This is a genomic window from Cellulomonas sp. KU4C (genome assembly GCF_056868065.1).
Genome location: NZ_CP200322.1, coordinates 365,825 through 381,080, shown reverse-complemented (window position 1 = coordinate 381,080; position 15,256 = coordinate 365,825). Strand labels below are relative to the sequence as shown.

At 75.1% G+C, this 15,256-nt stretch carries 16 protein-coding genes; 8 read left to right on the top strand and 8 right to left on the bottom strand.

Translation table 11 applies throughout. The features are described from left to right. Positions 1-203: 203 nt before the first annotated feature. The gene (locus tag AC1VL8_RS01730) at positions 204-1,058 is read left to right on the top strand and encodes an SDR family oxidoreductase (protein WP_483073881.1); all 855 of its coding nucleotides are present in this window, start codon (positions 204-206) and stop codon (positions 1,056-1,058) included. A gap of 25 nt (positions 1,059-1,083) precedes the next feature. Then, complete coding sequence (locus AC1VL8_RS01725) at positions 1,084-2,070, top strand: aldo/keto reductase (RefSeq protein WP_483073880.1); 987 nt, start codon at positions 1,084-1,086, stop codon at positions 2,068-2,070. A 23-nt stretch (positions 2,071-2,093) separates the two neighbouring features. Here AC1VL8_RS01725 and AC1VL8_RS01720 read toward each other — a convergent pair whose 3' ends face one another. Next, positions 2,094-2,936 (bottom strand): helix-turn-helix domain-containing protein, encoded by an 843-nt coding sequence (locus AC1VL8_RS01720; protein ID WP_389231503.1) that lies wholly within the window; start codon positions 2,934-2,936, stop codon positions 2,094-2,096. A 65-nt stretch (positions 2,937-3,001) separates the two neighbouring features. Between AC1VL8_RS01720 and AC1VL8_RS01715 the strand changes: the two genes are divergently transcribed. After that, a complete protein-coding gene (locus AC1VL8_RS01715; protein ID WP_483073879.1) occupies positions 3,002-3,430 on the top strand; it encodes a hypothetical protein in 429 nt (142 codons plus the stop codon). Here AC1VL8_RS01715 and AC1VL8_RS01710 read toward each other — a convergent pair. Next, the gene (locus AC1VL8_RS01710; RefSeq protein ID WP_389231497.1) at positions 3,396-3,758 is read right to left on the bottom strand and encodes an ArsR/SmtB family transcription factor; all 363 of its coding nucleotides are present in this window, start codon (positions 3,756-3,758) and stop codon (positions 3,396-3,398) included. The two genes, AC1VL8_RS01715 and AC1VL8_RS01710, sit on opposite strands and share 35 nt — an antisense overlap. A gap of 101 nt (positions 3,759-3,859) precedes the next feature. Between AC1VL8_RS01710 and arsM the strand changes: the two genes are divergently transcribed. Next, the gene (gene arsM / locus AC1VL8_RS01705) at positions 3,860-4,642 is read left to right on the top strand and encodes an arsenite methyltransferase (protein ID WP_483073878.1); all 783 of its coding nucleotides are present in this window, start codon (positions 3,860-3,862) and stop codon (positions 4,640-4,642) included. Here the strand turns inward: arsM and AC1VL8_RS01700 are convergent. From AC1VL8_RS01700 to AC1VL8_RS01685, 4 genes are read right to left on the bottom strand one after another with little or no spacing between them, the layout of a single operon-like run. Beyond that, positions 4,632-5,051, bottom strand: a complete 420-nt coding sequence (locus tag AC1VL8_RS01700) for an arsenate reductase ArsC (protein ID WP_483073877.1) — start codon at positions 5,049-5,051, stop codon at positions 4,632-4,634. The genes arsM and AC1VL8_RS01700 overlap by 11 nt on opposite strands. A 34-nt stretch (positions 5,052-5,085) precedes the next feature. Next, complete coding sequence (locus AC1VL8_RS01695) at positions 5,086-6,102, bottom strand: metalloregulator ArsR/SmtB family transcription factor (RefSeq protein ID WP_483073876.1); 1,017 nt, start codon at positions 6,100-6,102, stop codon at positions 5,086-5,088. Further along, complete coding sequence (arsB, locus tag AC1VL8_RS01690) at positions 6,099-7,199, bottom strand: ACR3 family arsenite efflux transporter (protein WP_483073875.1); 1,101 nt, start codon at positions 7,197-7,199, stop codon at positions 6,099-6,101. Before arsB ends, AC1VL8_RS01695 begins: the two co-directional genes overlap by 4 nt. A gap of 40 nt (positions 7,200-7,239) precedes the next feature. Beyond that, positions 7,240-7,593: a DUF2200 domain-containing protein gene (locus AC1VL8_RS01685; RefSeq protein WP_483076170.1), complete on the bottom strand. Its 354-nt coding sequence runs from the start codon at positions 7,591-7,593 to the stop codon at positions 7,240-7,242. A gap of 110 nt (positions 7,594-7,703) precedes the next feature. On the opposite strand from AC1VL8_RS01685, the gene AC1VL8_RS01680 reads away from it, so the two are divergent. Then, positions 7,704-8,657 carry an ATP-dependent DNA ligase gene (locus AC1VL8_RS01680; RefSeq protein WP_483073874.1) on the top strand — a complete coding sequence of 318 codons (954 nt, stop codon included), beginning with the start codon at positions 7,704-7,706 and terminating at the stop codon, positions 8,655-8,657. 15 nt (positions 8,658-8,672) lie between these two features. Here the strand turns inward: AC1VL8_RS01680 and AC1VL8_RS01675 are convergent, their stop codons facing one another. Both AC1VL8_RS01675 and AC1VL8_RS01670 read right to left on the bottom strand, forming a co-directional pair. Further along, complete coding sequence (locus AC1VL8_RS01675) at positions 8,673-9,566, bottom strand: aldo/keto reductase (RefSeq protein WP_483073873.1); 894 nt, start codon at positions 9,564-9,566, stop codon at positions 8,673-8,675. 153 nt (positions 9,567-9,719) lie between these two features. Beyond that, entirely contained in the window at positions 9,720-10,763 is a 1,044-nt protein-coding gene (locus AC1VL8_RS01670; protein ID WP_483073872.1) for a hypothetical protein, read from the bottom strand. Between AC1VL8_RS01670 and AC1VL8_RS01665 the strand changes: the two genes are divergently transcribed. The 3 genes from AC1VL8_RS01665 to AC1VL8_RS01655 all read left to right on the top strand — a co-directional run bounded on the left by AC1VL8_RS01665 (position 10,708) and on the right by AC1VL8_RS01655 (position 14,928). Beyond that, positions 10,708-11,370, top strand: a complete 663-nt coding sequence (locus AC1VL8_RS01665; protein WP_483073871.1) for a methyl-accepting chemotaxis protein — start codon at positions 10,708-10,710, stop codon at positions 11,368-11,370. The two genes, AC1VL8_RS01670 and AC1VL8_RS01665, sit on opposite strands and share 56 nt — an antisense overlap. A gap of 280 nt (positions 11,371-11,650) precedes the next feature. Continuing rightward, positions 11,651-12,358 carry a hypothetical protein gene (locus tag AC1VL8_RS01660; RefSeq protein ID WP_483073870.1) on the top strand — a complete coding sequence of 236 codons (708 nt, stop codon included), beginning with the start codon at positions 11,651-11,653 and terminating at the stop codon, positions 12,356-12,358. A 68-nt stretch (positions 12,359-12,426) separates the two neighbouring features. Then, the gene (locus AC1VL8_RS01655; RefSeq protein ID WP_483073869.1) at positions 12,427-14,928 is read left to right on the top strand and encodes a hypothetical protein; all 2,502 of its coding nucleotides are present in this window, start codon (positions 12,427-12,429) and stop codon (positions 14,926-14,928) included. Positions 14,929-15,256: the final 328 nt, after the last annotated feature.

The window sequence follows — 15,256 nt, the reverse complement described above, 5'->3', positions numbered from 1 at the left end:
GAACTCGATGCTCCCGGGTCGGTGACCAGCGCGAACAGCACAGGAGGGTCACGCGACCGTACCGGTCCGGTCACGGGCCGGAGGTGGAGGGGTTCCCTGTCGGAACACCTTTCAGCGGGGACTCCCGTGCGGCGAGGTCCGGGCGTTGCATGGGGGCATCGCCGCGCGGCGCGACGAGGACGACACCCGGAGGGCACGAGGACATGACGCAGGACGGCAGGGACACGCAGGTCTGGTTCATCACCGGTGCGAGCCGCGGGATGGGCGTGGACATCGCCAGGGCCGCGCTCGCCGCGGGCCACCGGGTGGTGGCGACGGGGCGCGACCCGCAGAAGGTGGCCGCCGCGATCGGCGCCGCGCCCGCGCTGCTGACGGTCGCGCTGGACGTGACGGACCCGGACGCGGTGCGCGCCGCCGTGCGGGAGGCCGAGGCGACGTTCGGCCGGATCGACGTGCTGGTGAACAACGCCGCGAACTTCGAGGCCGGGTTCTTCGAGGAGATCACCGACGCCGACTTCCGCGCCCAGCTGGAGACGACGCTGTTCGGTCCGGTGGACGTCACGCGGGCGGTGCTGCCGGTGATGCGCGCCCAGCGGTCGGGCCTGGTCGTGACGATCTCCTCGACGGCCGGCATCGCGGGGCAGGAGTTCTGCTCGGCGTACGCCGCGTCGAAGTTCGCCGTCGAGGGCTGGATGGAGTCGCTGGCCCCCGAGGTCGAGCCGTTCGGCATCCGCACGATGCTGGTGGAGCCGGGGTTCTTCCGCACCGGGCTGCTGACCCCGGAGTCCACCCGGTACGCGGCGTCGTCCATCGACGACTACGCCGACCGCACCGCGCAGACCGTCGCCGGCTGGCAGTCCATGGACGGGCAGCAGGGCGGCGACCCGGCCCGGCTCGCCTCCGCCCTGGTGCAGCTCACCGCGCTCGAGCACCCGCCGGTCCGGTTCGCCGCCGGTGCCGACGCCGTCGGGGTGCTCGAGACCAAGGCCCGGCAGCTGCTCGACCAGGCCGACGCCCACCGCGACCTGTCGTCGTCGCTCGCGCACGACGACGCCTGACCACCACGGCGAGGACGGGACCACCATGAAGAAGGCACATCTCGGCACGCTCGAGGTCGGACGCGTCGGTCTGGGCGCGATGACCATGGCCGGCACCTACACGGCGGAGGGTGGGCTGGACGACGCCGAGTCGATCCGCACCATCCACCGCGCCCTCGACCTCGGCGTCGACCACATCGACACCGCCGAGGTCTACGGCCCCTTCCACAGCGAGGAGCTGGTCGGCCGTGCGGTGCGGGGCCGCCGGGACCGGGTCCGGATCGCGACCAAGTTCGGCCTGCTCACGCACGCGGCCGACGGCACGTGGGGCGCGGCGACGGACGGATCTCCCGCGAACGTCCGCAGGGCCGTGGAGGGGTCGCTCAGGCGCCTCGGCACGGACTACATCGACCTGTACTACCAGCACCGCGTGGACCGGGGCACCCCGGTCGAGGACACGGTCGGCGCCCTCGCGGAGCTGGTCGCCGAGGGCAAGATCCGCCACTACGGCCTGTCCGAGGCCGGCGCCGCGACCATCCGGCGCGCGCACGCGGTGCACCCCGTGACCGCCGTCCAGACCGAGTACTCGCTCTGGACCCGCGACGTCGAGGCCGAGATCCTGCCGACCCTGCGCGAGCTGGGCATCGGGTTCGTGCCGTACTCGCCGCTCGGCCACGGCCTGCTCACCGGGCAGATCCGCAGCGCCGCGGACTTCCCCGAGGACGACTGGCGGCGGACCAACCCGAGGTTCGCCGGGGACAACCTCGTCCGCAACCTCGCGATCGTCGACGAGGTCCGGGCCGTCGGCGCCGCGATCGGGGCCACGCCTGCGCAGACCGCCCTGGCGTGGATCCTCACCCGGGGCGAGGACGTGGCCCCGATCCCCGGCACCCGGCGGACCGGCCGCGTCGAGGAGAACACCGCCGCCGACGGGATCGAGCTGACCCCGGACCAGATCGCGCGGCTCGACGCCCTGACCCCGGCGTCCGGCGCCCGCCACGACGACGCGAACATGGCCTCCGTCGAGCAGTGAGCAGCCCCGCCGGGTCGTGGGCGTCAGCCGGCGGTGGGCGCGCCGAGCAGGCGCAGCCCCTCGTCGGCGGCGGTCCCGGGCTCGGCGCTGAACACGACGAGCGTGAGCCCGGGGTCGGCGGGCAACTCCAGGACCTCGAAGTCCAGGACCATCTCGCCCGCGACCGGGTGGTGGACGTGCTTGGTGCCCGTCAGGTGCAGGCGGACGTCGTGGGCGTGCCACCGGGCCCGGAACTCCGCGCTGCGCTCGACCAGGTCGCGGGTCAGGTCCCGGAGCGCCTCGTCGTCGGGCGCGCGCCCGGCCTCGGTGCGCAGCGTGGCGACCGCATCGTCGGCGGCGCGCTCCCAGTCGACCCAGAACGCGCGCGCCGCCGGGTCCAGGAACGTGAAGCGCGCGTGGTTGGGCGGGCGGTCGGCCGTCGCGAGGACCGGGGCGAACAGCGCGGCGCCGAGCGCGTTGCTGGCCACCAGGTCCAGCCGGGTGCTGTTCACGACGGCCGGGACCTCGGTCATCAGGTCCAGCACCCGCCGCACGTTCGGCCGGACCTGCCGCGCGGGGACGCGGCGGGGGCGCAGCGACGGCGGGTCGGTGGCGCGGGCCAGGTGGCGGAGGTGGGCCCGCTCCGCCTCGTCCAGCTGGAGGGCGCGGGCGACCGCGTCGAGGATGTTGTCCGACACCCCGCTGAGGTTCCCGCGCTCGAGGCGGGAGTAGTACTCGACGCTCACTCCGGCGAGTGCCGCGACCTCGCCGCGCCGGAGCCCTGGCACGCGGCGGTTCGCGCCGTACGCGGCCAGCCCCGACTGCTCGGGGGTGACGCGCGCGCGGCGCGACATGAGGAACTCGCGGACGTCCGCGCTGTTGGTCACCGCCCGACCGTACGTCGTGTCGCGGGTTCCCGGCCGCACGGGCGCGGAGTCGTACAGTCGGCGCCGTGCCCACCGCCCGACCCGCCGCCGCGCGCCCCGACGACCGCCCCGGCCTGACGGCCTGCGCCCTGTGCGCGGGCGAGACGCTGGGCGCCGCGGACCCGTTGCCGGGTGGTCAGCTGGCGCGGCTGCGGGCGCTCGCGGACGCGGGCGTGGCGCGCCTGACGACGGTCGACTGCCTGGACGAGTGCGAGCGCGGGGACGTGGTCGTGGCGCGGCCGAGCGCGCGCCGGCGCGGTGACGGTGCGGCGCCGGTGTGGTTCGAGCGGCTCGCGGGCCCGGAGGTGACGGCGGAGCTCGACGGCTGGCTGCGCGCGGGTGGCCCGGGTGCGGCGGCGGTGCCCGGTGCGCTGGCGGAACGCGTCGTGGAGCGGGCGACGCCCGAGGAGCAGCCGGGCCTCAGCCCCGCAGGTGCGTCCCGAGGTGCGCGGTGAGCTGCTCGACCGCGCCGGGGACGAGCGTGTAGTACGCCCAGACGCCGCGCTTGTCGCGGGTGACGAACCCGGCCTCGGTGAGGACCTTGAGGTGGTGGGACACCGTCGGCTGGGAAAGGCCGACGGGGTCGGTGAGGTCGCAGACGCAGGCCTCGCCGCCCTCGTGCGCGGCGATGATCGACAGCAGCCGCAGGCGGGTGGGGTCCGCGAGGGCCTTGAGGGTGCGCGCGGTGGCCTCGGCGTCGTCGGCGGACATGGTCGCGCCGGTGGTGGGGGTGCAGCACGCGGAGGGCGCCGCGGTGCTCACGGGCAGCAGGTCGAGGGCCATCCGGACATCCTCGCCCAGATATCGACGGCTGTCGATTGACAGCGCCGGACCGCTGCGCCAGGCTGCGAGGTATCGACGGTCATCGATCCCTTGGAGGAGTCATGGTGCAGGACATCCGCGAGCAGGTCCGGGAGCGGTACGCCCGGGCGGCGGTGCAGGGCGTCGGGGACGCGGGCTGCTGCGGCGGTGGTGCCGACGGCGTCGGGGGCTGCGGCCCGCAGGACCTGGTGGTCGACGACCGGTTCGGCAGCGCCCTGTACGACGCCCAGGACGCCGCGGCGGTGCCGGCGGAGGCGCTGGCCGCGTCGCTCGGCTGCGGCAACCCGCTGCTGGTCGCGGAGCTGCGCGCGGGGGAGCGGGTGCTCGACCTCGGCTCGGGCGGTGGCATCGACGTCCTGCTGTCCGCGCGCCGCGTCGGGCCGACGGGCTTCGCCTACGGCGTCGACATGACCGACGAGATGCTCGCGCTGGCCCGCGCCAACGCGCAGAAGGCGGGGGCGACGAACGTGGAGTTCCGCCAGGGCACGATCGAGGACCTGCCGCTGGACGACGCGGTGGTCGACGTCGTCATCTCGAACTGCGTGGTGAACCTGTCCCCGGACAAGCCGGCGGTGCTCGCCGAGGCGTTCCGGGTGCTGGTGCCCGGCGGGCGGCTGGGTATCTCCGACGTGGTCGCCGAGGACCACCTCGCCCCCGCCGAGCGCGCCGAGCGGGGCTCGTACGTCGGCTGCATCGCCGGGGCGCTGTCCCGGGCCGAGTACCTCGAGGGGCTCGCGGCGGCGGGGTTCGTCGACGCCGAGGTGCGGTTCACGCACCCGGTCGCGGACGGGATGCACGGCGCGGTCGTGCGCGCCACGAAGCCCGGCCCGGTCGTCAGTCCCTGACCGGCTCCACGCCGAGCTCGCCCAGCAGCACCTCGACGCGCCGGCGGATCTCGTCGCGGATCGGCCGGACGGCCTCGATGCCCTGGCCGGCCGGGTCCTCGAGCGCCCAGTCCTCGTACCGCTTGCCGGGGAAGATCGGGCACGCGTCGCCGCAGCCCATCGTGATGACGACGTCGGACGCCTGCACCGCGTCGGTGGTGAGGACCTTCGGGCGCTCGGCGCGGATGTCGATGCCCTCCTCGAGCATCGCCTCGACGGCGGTCGGGTTGATCTGCTCGGCGGGCATCGAGCCGGCGGACCGGACCTCGACGGCGCCGCCGGACAGGTGGCGCAGGTAGCCGGCGGCCATCTGGGACCGGCCGGCGTTGTGCACGCAGACGAACAGGGCGGACGGGGTGCTCGCGGTCATGGGGTCCTCCAGGGTCACGGCGGATCAGGGGCGGTCAGGCAGCGGGCAGGGTCAGGTCGGGCAGCAGGTCGGCGAGCAGGGCGCGCACCCGGCGGTCGATCTCGTCGCGGATCGCGCGCACCCCGGTGTCGGACGCGAGGGCGGGGTCGCCGACGGCCCAGTCCTCGTAGCGCTTGCCGGGCAGGACCGGGCAGGTGTCGCCGCAGCCCATCGTGATGACGACGTCGGCGGCGCGGACGGCGTCGTCCGTGAGCGGCTTGGGGAACGCCTCGGCGTCGGCCGCGAGCTCGGTGAGCAGCGGGCGGACCCCGGGGTGCACCTCGCCGGCGGGCGTCGACCCGGCGGAGCGGACGACGACGGCGTCCCCGGCGTAGTGGTGCAGCAGCGCGGCGGCGAGCTGGGAGCGGCCGGCGTTGGCGACGCAGACGAACAGGACCTGCGGGCGGTGCGCGGCGGCGGTGCCCCGGGCGCGTGCGGCGTCCGTCAGGCGCTGCCGCGCGAACCGCTCGGTGTTGACCACGAGGTGGGACCGGACGGCCGACGACCGCGCGAGTCCGGTGTACGACTCGCGCACGACGGTGAGCACCGCGGCCGGGTCGCGGTCGGGGAACGCGGCGGTCAGACGCTCCGCGATCCGCTCCAGCGCGGGCTCGGCGTCGGTCAGGCCGGTCAGGGGCGACAGGTGCGCCGCCTCGGCCGCGACGGGGGCGAACGAGTCGAGCAGCGTCGTGACGGCGCCGCGCAGGGCGGGCCGTACCCGGTAGTAGACCCAGGTGCCGCGCCGCTCGGAGGTCAGCAGGCCGACGTCCTTGAGCAGCTTGAGGTGGTGGGACACCGTCGGCTGGGCGACCTCGGCGACCGTGGCGAGGTCGCACACGCACGCCTCGCCGGTGGGGGAGGTGGCGATCAGCGACAGCATCCGCAGCCGCAGCGGGTCGCCGAGCGCCTTGAGGGTGCCGGCGACGTGGGTCGCGGCGTCCAGGCCCATCGCGTGCTCGGCGGGCGAGGGGGTCGGGGCGCAGTCCTCGCGCGCCGGTGTCGTGGTGGTCATGCGCGGACCTCCTGCTGGGCGGTGGTGGAGCCGGACGGTGCGGCGGGGGCGGTGCCGGGGAACCAGCGGCGACCGACCCAGAGGCTGACGTAGACGAGACCGACCAGCACCGGGACCTCGATCAGCGGGCCGACGACGCCGGCGAGCGCCTGCCCGGAGGTCGCGCCGAACGTGCCGATGGCGACGGCGATGGCGAGCTCGAAGTTGTTGCCCGCGGCCGTGAACGCCAGCGTGGTCGACCGGGCGTACCCGAGCGCGAGGGTCCGGCCGGTCGCCATCCCGACGCCCCACATGACGGCGAAGTAGACCAGCAGCGGCAGGGCGATCCGTGCGACGTCGAGCGGCCGGGAGGTCACGGCGTCGCCCTGCAGCGCGAACAGCAGCACGATGGTGAACAGCAGCCCGTACAGCGCCCACGGGCCGATCCGCGGGACGAACCGCTCCTCGTACCAGTCGCGGCCGCGCACCCGCTCGCCGACCCAGCGGGACGCGAAGCCGGCGGCGAGCGGGATGCCGAGGAACACGAGCACGTTCCCGGCGATCTGCCCGATCGAGACGTCGAGGCCCGCGGAGCCCAGGCCCAGCCAGCCGGGCAGCACCGTGAGGTAGAACCAGCCGAGCAGCGAGAACGCGACCACCTGGAACACCGAGTTGATCGCGACCAGCACCGCGGCGGCCTCGCGGTCCCCGCACGCGAGGTCGTTCCAGATGACGACCATCGCGATGCACCGGGCCAGGCCGACGACGATCAGCCCGGTGCGGTACTCGGGCAGGTCCGGCAGGAACACCCACGCGAGGGCGAACATCAGCGCGGGACCCACGACCCAGTTGAGCGCGAGGGAGCCGACCAGCAGCCGCCGGTCGCCGGTCACCGCGGCGACGCGGTCGTAGCGGACCTTCGCCAGCACCGGGTACATCATCACGAGCAGGCCGAGCGCGATCGGCAGCGAGATCCCGCCGACCTCCAGGGCGGCCAGGGCCTCGCCGACGGCGGGGACGAACCTGCCGAGCGCGAGGCCGGCCACCATCGCGAGCCCGATCCACAGCGGGAGCCACCGGTCGAGCGGGGCCAGGCGGACGGGGCTCTGCATCGACATGTCTCGATATTGGCACACGTCGATGCAGGCGCGCCAGTGCTCACCCGCCGCGCAGCACCGACGTCATCTTCTTCCCTCGCGCGACCTCGTCCACGAGCTTGTCGAGGTACCGGACCCGCTGCATCAGCGGGTCCTCGATCTCCTCGACCCGGACCCCGCAGATCAGCCCGGTGATGAGCGAGGCGTCGGGGTTCATCGCGGGCGCCTGGGCGAAGAAGGTCGCGATGTCGACCTCGTCGTCCAGCACGCGGCGCAGCCCGGCGTCGTCGTAGCCGGTCAGCCAGGCGATCACCCGGTCGACGTCGGCGCGGTCGCGCCCCTTGCGCTCGACCTTCGCGACGTAGAGCGGGTAGATGCTCGCGAAGCTGGTCCTGAAGATCCGGTGCTCGGCCACGTCGCCCTCCGCGTCCTCGTGCCTGCCGTCGACGGTACCCCCGGCCACTCCGTCGAGGGAAAAACGGCAAACCAGGACGATTCGGACAGAATTCACCCTAAGATCACCCCGTGTCCCGCACCCCGGAGGATCCCAGCGGCCTCGCGCTGGCCCGCGTGGCGCTGCACCTCCAGGACACCGTGGGCCTCCCCGGCGGCACCGCCTGGGAGCCGAAGTGGGACGGCATGCGCGTCCTGGCGCTCGCGGACGGCCCGGGCACGATGCTCCGGTCGCGGTACGGCGCCGACCTCACCGCGGCGTTCCCCGAGGTCGCGGCCGCCGTGGGCGAGCAGGTGCCGCCGGGCACCGTGGTGGACGGCGAGCTCGTCGTCTGGCAGCACGGCCGCGTCGACTTCGGCAGCCTCCAGCGCCGGGCCACCGCACCCGACCCCGCCGCGCTCGCCCGGTCCGCCCCGGCCGGGTTCATCGCGTTCGACCTGATCCAGCGCGAGCACGTGGACGCGCGCGAGCTGCCGTTCATGGAGCGGCGGATGGCCCTGGACGAGGTCGCGGCCGAGTGGACGGGCGCGCTCGCGACCTCGCCGCTGACCGGGGACGTGGAGGTCGCCGCCCGGTGGTTCCGCGACCTCGCGGGCGCCGGGGCGGACGGCCTCGTCGCCAAGGGGCTCGACCAGCCCTACCGCGCCGGCACCCGCGACTGGCGCAAGGTCAAGCACCGGTCCGCGCTCGACCTCGTGGCGACCGCGGTCACCGGGTCACCGGCGCAGCCGGGCGTGCTGCTGCTCGCGCTGCCCCGCGACGGCGAGCTGGTGCCCGTCGGACGGTCGCTGTCGCTCGGCCTCGCGGCGGGGCTCGCGCTCGGTCGGCAGATCACGCCCGTCGCGCACCCCGGCGCCGCGCCCTCGGCGATCGCGACCAAGATCGCCCCGCTGGTCGTCGAGGTGTCCGCGGACGTCCCGTGGGAGGGCGGGTCGCTCACCCGCCCGGTGCAGTTCCTGCGCGCCCGGCCGGAGCTGCACCCGGTCGAGGTGGCGGTGGACGCCGCCCTGACCGGGTGCCGCTGACCCCGGCCCCTCGGCTCAGCCGACCTCGAGCCCCACGGCCCGGGAGCACCGCTCGACCTCGTCGCCGGACAGCCGGAGGTCGGCCGCCGCGGCGGAGTCGGTGATCGACGCCGGCCGCCGCGCCCCGGGGATCGCGATCAGCACGTCGCTCAGCGCCAGCTCCCACGCGAGCACGACCTGCTGCGGGCTGACCCCGTGGACCTCGCCGATCTCGCGGAACGCCGCGAACCGGTCGCCGACCGCCCGGGCGCCGCCGCCGGTGCCGCCCAGCGGGCTCCACGGCAGGAACGCGATGCCGTGCTGCTCGCAGTACCGGAGCTCGTCGTGGCTGCCGGGGTGCCGCGGGGAGAACTCGTTCTGCACGCTGACCAGGCCGCCCTCGCCGAGCACCTGCTGGGCGATCTCGATCTCCTCGACGCTCGCGTTCGAGATGCCGATCTCGCGGACCTTGCCCTCGCGCTTCAGGGTCGCCAGGTTCTCGATCACCTCGCCGTAGACCATCCAGCGGTCCGGGCGGTGGTACTGGTACAGGTCGATCGCCTCGACCCCGAGCTCGCGCAGCGACTTCTCCACCGCGCCCCGCAGGTACGCCAGCGACCCGTCGCGGCCCCACACCTCGCCCTCCGACCGGGTGATGCCGCCCTTGGTGGTGACGACCACCTGCGACGTGTCACCGCCCCAGGTGCGGACGGCCTCGCCGACCAGGCGCTCGTTGTGCCCCATCTGGTCCCAGGTGGGCGCGTAGATGTCGGCGGTGTCGATCAGGGTGACCCCGGCGTCCAGCGCGGCGTGGATCGTCGCGATCGCGTCGGCGGGCTCGGGGTAGGTGCCGTCCTGGTTCATCGACACGGGCATGGCGCCCAGGCCGATGGCGGAGACGGTGTACGGGCCGAGGCTGCGGTGCTGCACGGGTGACCTCCGGGTCGCGGGTGGTGCGGGCCGGCGCACCGGGGCGCGCCGGGTCCAGCATCGCGCGCGCCCCTCCGCCGCCGCACCCCGGGGACCGGTTCACCCGGACGGACCCCTCCCACCGGCGCGTCCCGGCCCGATCAGGACGGGAGATCAGTCGTCTCGTCGCAAGGTGGTCCGTCGGTGTCCAGCACGTGGGGTAGTCAGTCCATCGGGTCGCGCATGGCGGCGGTGTTCGGGCTGCTCACCTCCCTGATCGTCGCGGCGATCGCGCTCGGCGTCGTCACCGCGCAGGTGCAGCGGACGTACACGGACCGCACCGCCGACGCGTACCGGGTGCTGCGCCTCGCCGAGGAGGCCCGGTTCCAGATCGCCGACGCCACCGGCTGGCAGGGCCTGGTCGTCGCGGACGTCGCGGCGTACGGCGCGGACGCCGCGCTGGCGGACGACGCGTACAACCGCTCGGGTCAGCTCGCCGCGCAGGACGACGTCCGCGCCTGGCTGGCGGACCTCGACACCACGGGCGCGACCGAGGAGGAGCAGGCGTCGTTCGCGGCCCTGACCCCCGCGTGGGACTCGTTCTTCGCGGGCGACGCCGAGGTGGTGGACCTGCTCGGCACCGGGACCGAGGAGGGCTACCTCGCGGCGATGGAGTCGATCAACGGCGGCGCCGCGGGTGCCGCCTACAGCGACGTGCTGGCGCTCGCGGACGCGGTGGACGCGTCCGCGTCGGAGCGGGTCGCCGACCTCCAGCAGGAGCAGCGCGCCGCCCAGGAGCGCGGCCGGCTGGTGCTGCTGGTGCTCGGCGTCGTCGCGGCGCTGTTCGCGGCCTACGCGGCGCGCAAGGTCACCCGCGACGTCGCCGGTCCCGCGACCCGCATCGCCCGGGTCGCCGCGGCGATGGCCGAGGGCGACCTCACGCAGCGCACCGGCCTGGACGCGGGCGGGGAGATCTCGGTCGCCGGCCGCGAGCTCGACCGGGCGATCGACTCCGTGTCCGCCCTGGTCGGCGAGGTGGCCCGCACCGCCCGGGAGACCGACGGCACCGTCGGCACGCTGCGCGGCGTCGCGTCGGACGGCGCCCGCGCCGCGCAGGAGACCAGCAGCCAGGTGGCCGGGGTCGCCGCGTCGGCGGAGCTTGGTGTCCCGCAACGTGCAGGCCGTCGCCGCCGGCGCCGAGCAGATGGGCGCGAGCATCCGGGAGATCTCCCAGAACGCGGCGCAGGCCGCCAAGGTCGCCGCGCAGGCCACCGGCGTGGTCCACGCGACGAACGAGACCGTCGCGCGGCTCGGGGCGTCGTCGCAGGAGATCGGCGCCGTCGTCAAGGCGATCACGAGCATCGCCGAGCAGACCAACCTGCTGGCCCTGAACGCGACCATCGAGGCCGCGCGCGCCGGCGAGGCGGGCAAGGGGTTCGCGGTCGTCGCGGGCGAGGTCAAGGAGCTGGCGCAGGAGACGGCGAAGGCGACCGAGGACATCGCCCGCCGCGTCGAGGCGATCCAGGGCGACACCGGCGAGGCCGTCGCGGCGATCGACGAGGTCTCCGAGATCATCGCCCGGATCAACGACTACCAGCTGACCATCGCCTCGGCGGTGGAGGAGCAGACCGCGACGACCGCCGAGATGGCGCGCGGCGTCGCCGAGGCCGCAGCCGGTGCCGGGGAGATCGCGCAGAGCATCACGACGGTCGCGGCGTCCGCGCAGACCAGCGCCGGCGCGCTCGCCCGGGTGGACGACGACATGGGCCGGGTCGCGGACGGCTCGCGCGAGATGGCGTCGCGGACGGCGACGTTCCGCCTGTGAGCCAGTGGACGGCTCGCGGCGGGCGCTCCTGATCAGTAGCACGGAGGCCCCGCGCAGCCGCACCGTAGGTAGCAGGGTCCCAGTACGCAGGCAGCCGGAGCGGTCCCCTTAGTTCGGGCGTCGCGTCCACCTAGCCGTTCGAGGTCCACGCAGACTCGCACCTGGACCGAGCGGCCCGGGGGTTCCTCCCCTGTCCGACGCGTCGGTGGAGGAGCCCGCCGGGACGGTCCGCCGACCGTCGTCACCCTCTCCGTGCGGAGCGTCTGTGCCTGAGCCTGTCGTGACCCGAGCCCTCTTCGCCCCGTCCCTCGCCGGGATCTGCGTCGCCGTGCTCGCGCTCGGTGGCTGCGCCGCCCCCGTCAGGCCGACCCCGGACCCCGTGCCGAGGCCGGTCACGGACGCGCGGCCCGCCGGACTCTCGGTCGACCCCGCCACGGCGCTGTTCGACGTGACGCTCCGTCCGGGCGAGGTGCACGTGGCGCAGGCTGCTGTCACCAACGACGCGAGCACGCCGCTGACCGTGGCGATGGCGACGGTGGTGGACCGTACCGAGGGCACGGGGGGCGCGGTGCCGGACGCGCTGGTCTCCGCCCGGCTCGGCGAGGACTGCGCCACGCTCCCGTCGGGCGCCGGCGGTGCGGTCGCCGTGGGTTCTCCCCGCAGCCTCCCCCTGGGCACGGTGGTCCCCGACGAGACGACGACCTTGTGCGGCGTCATCGCCCTGCCCGCCGACACCACGCTCCCGTCCGGGGCGTCCGTGACCTTCTCGGTCGTGCTCGCGTCGGTCGAACGACCCGTGGCGCGCACGGCCGGCGACGACCCGTGGCGCCCGGACGTCGCCGGGCGCACCGGGCTCGCCCGGCACGCGCTCCCCGGTGCAGCCGCACTCGCGGCCGGCACGCTGCTCGCCACCGCCCTGCTCCTGAAGCGACGACGCCCCCGCACCGAGCTGCCGGACCACCAGCCGACGACCCAGGGACCCGCATGATCGCCCCCGCCCGCTCCTGTATCGCCGCTCTTCTCGCGTGGAGGACGCGTCGGGGTACCGCGGCGGCCGTGCTGACGGTCCTCGCGCTCGTCGCACCCGGGCTCGCGGTCACCGCCGCGGTCACCTCGAGCTCGACCATCGTGGGCAGCTACTTCGGCGCGACCGACCACGTGGACGTCGGCGTGCACGGGCTCACCGTGACCCCGACGAGCGGGCGCGCGACGTTCCGGCCCGGGGACGCCGCCACGGTCGGGTTCGGTACGGCACCCGCCGGCGGCCCGGTCGAGCTGCAGATGCTCGAGGGCGAGGCCGTGACGGTCGCGGTGGCGCTGCCGTCCTGGCTCGTGCCGGGTGCCCTGCCGGGACCGGCGGAGGCCGGCGGGGCGCACGTCACGTGGTCCCAGGTGCAGGACCCCGTGGACGGCGCGTGGACCGTGACGCGCACCGCGACGTACCCCGCGGGCCGGGCGGCCGTCGGCGCCGAGGGCCGCGTCGAGCTCCCGGTCACGGTCGCCGGGGTGGTGACGGCCGGCCACGTCGTCGCGACCGTGGAGCTCCCCGAGCGGATGACGTCCCGGACCCCGAGCGGCTCCGTACCGGTCGACGGGATCAGCAGCACCGAGGTCGGCGTCTACGACCTCGCGGCCGTCCCGGTCGCGGGGGACCGGTTCGCCGCCGGGACCGAGGGCACGGTGTCGTTCGCAGCGACTCCCGCGCCGACCTCCACCCCGCGTGCCACCCACTTCCGGGAGCGCGAGGACCTCGTGCACGAGCTGACCCTGCCCTCCTGGCTCGCGCCGCGGTTCCCGCTGCCCGTCGAGCTCGACGGTGCGCGGAGCATGGTGCTCTGGACCGGCATCCAGGACGCCGAGAGCGGCGCCTGGACGGTCCGACGCACCCAGCGCTTCTCCGAGGACGTCGACGCCTTCGCCGCCCCCGGGTTCACCTTCGGGGTCGTGGCGACGGATCCCGTGCCGGGCGAGGACACGATCCGGGCCGCCGTGAGCCTGCCCGGCGGGCTCACGAGCCGCCGCGCGTCCGACGAGATCTCGGTGGCGCTGTCGCAGCGCACCTCGGTCGGGGTGCACGACCTCGAGGTGCGGCCTGCCCGTGGGCAGGCGTTCCTCCCGGCGATGCGCGGGACCGTCCGGTTCGCGACGACCCCGGGTGCCGGCACGGTCCCGCTCGAGCTGCACGCCGGTGAGGAGGTCGTGCACACCACCACGCTCCCGGCGTGGCTCGAGCCCACGCTGCCCGCGGACGCCGACGGCGTGCGCTGGGAGTCGGTCGCGGGGCCCGACGGCATCTCCGTGACCCGCACCGAGGCGGTGGGCGCCGCGCGGGCCGCGTACGTCGGCTCTGTGGTGGAGCTCCCCGTCCGCGCGCTCCGGACCGGCCTGGTCCCGGGGTCCGTGACGGTCGCGGTGACCCTCCCGGTGCACGCGCTGAGCCAGCGCGACCGGGACGCCGTCGAGGTGGCCTCGTCCACGCAGACGGTCGCGGGTGTGTACGAGCTGGCGGTGGAGCCGTCGGGTGCGCGGGTGTTCGGTGCGCGCACGTCGGGGTGGGTGTCGTTCCTGACGACGCCGGCGGCGGACGTGTGGGCGACGGTGCCGGTGGACCCGGAAGACTGGCTGGCGTTCGAGGTGCGTCTGCCGCGGGGTCTGGTGCCGGGGAGCCTGCCGGGTGACGCGTCGTACGAGACGAGCTCGACGCGGTGGACGAAGTCGGAGAACCCCGACGGGTCGTGGACGGTGCGGTTCGTGGAGCGGTTCACTGCTGAACGGGACACCTGGAACGGGGGCCGGTTGCGCATCCCGGTGACCTCGGAGGACGTCCTGGCGCAGGTCGCGGACGTGTCGGTCGCCGTGGAGCTTCCCGGCTGGGCTGACGAGCGCGAGCCCGTCGTCCAGCGTGCCGGTGCCGGTCGCGGTGCGCACGGACGTCGGCGTCCACGCGCTGACGGTGACCCCCGCGCGCGAGGACGTGTTCCTTCCGGGGATGCGGGGCACCGTGCGGTTCGACACGACGCCCGCTGGGGCGAGCGCACCGATCGACCTGGGACCGCAGGAACCGGTGCGTCACGTCGTGACGCTGCCGCCGTGGCTGGCGGCCGACCCCGTGCCGGTGTCGCAGGGCAGGGTGGAGTGGACGTCGTCCGTCGCGCCGGACGGGTCCACGACGTTGACCCGCACGGAGTCGTTCGCGTCGGCGCAGAGCTCGTTCCGCTCGGACGCCGTCGTGCTGCCGGTGCGGGCGACGAGGTCGTCCCTCACGCCGACCCCGGGAGTCGTGACGGCGACCGTGGGTCTGCCGGACGCCCTGCGCAGCACGGCGACCTCGCAGACCCGGATGGTCGCGTCGTCGACGCGGACGGTCGCGGGTGTGTACGACCTGGTGGTGGAGCCGTCGGGTGCGCCGGTGTTCGGTGCGGGCACGGCCGGGTGGGTGTCGTTCCTGACGACGCCGGCGGCGGACGTGTGGGCGACGGTGCCGGTGGACCCGGAAGACTGGCTGGCGTTCGAGGTGCGTCTGCCGCGGGGTCTGGTGCCGGGGAGCCTGCCGGGTGACGCGTCGTACGAGACGAGCTCGACGCGGTGGACGAAGTCGGAGAACCCCGACGGGTCGTGGACGGTGCGGTTCGTGGAGCAGTTCAGCGCGGAACGGGACACCTGGAACGGGGGCCGGTTGCGCATCCCGGTGACCTCGGACGGCACCGTGGCCGACCGGGCGCCGGTGACGGCGACGGCGACGCTCCCGCCGCACCTGTCGAGCGCCTCCCCGTCGGGCGAGGCGACGGTCCTCGCGACGACCGACACCCGCGTCGGCGTCCACGCGCTGTCGGTCACGCCCGACCACGGCGAGTGGTTCCAGCCGGGCGCACGGGGCACGCTCGCG

What these genes read in the sequence shown, in the direction of transcription:
- arsM (WP_483073878.1), top strand. Translation starts at nt 3,860, where the DNA reads ATGGTGCAGGACATCCGCGAGCAGGTCCGGGAGCGGTACGCCCGGGCG.
- AC1VL8_RS01695 (WP_483073876.1), bottom strand. Translation starts at nt 6,102, where the DNA reads ATGACCACCACGACACCGGCGCGCGAGGACTGCGCCCCGACCCCCTCG.
- arsB (WP_483073875.1), bottom strand. Translation starts at nt 7,199, where the DNA reads ATGTCGATGCAGAGCCCCGTCCGCCTGGCCCCGCTCGACCGGTGGCTC.
- AC1VL8_RS01710 (WP_389231497.1), bottom strand. Translation starts at nt 3,758, where the DNA reads ATGGCCCTCGACCTGCTGCCCGTGAGCACCGCGGCGCCCTCCGCGTGC.
- AC1VL8_RS01730 (WP_483073881.1), top strand. Translation starts at nt 204, where the DNA reads ATGACGCAGGACGGCAGGGACACGCAGGTCTGGTTCATCACCGGTGCG.
- AC1VL8_RS01725 (WP_483073880.1), top strand. Translation starts at nt 1,084, where the DNA reads ATGAAGAAGGCACATCTCGGCACGCTCGAGGTCGGACGCGTCGGTCTG.
- AC1VL8_RS01670 (WP_483073872.1), bottom strand. Translation starts at nt 10,763, where the DNA reads ATGCTCGCGCCCATCTGCTCGGCGCCGGCGGCGACGGCCTGCACGTTG.
- AC1VL8_RS01700 (WP_483073877.1), bottom strand. Translation starts at nt 5,051, where the DNA reads ATGACCGCGAGCACCCCGTCCGCCCTGTTCGTCTGCGTGCACAACGCC.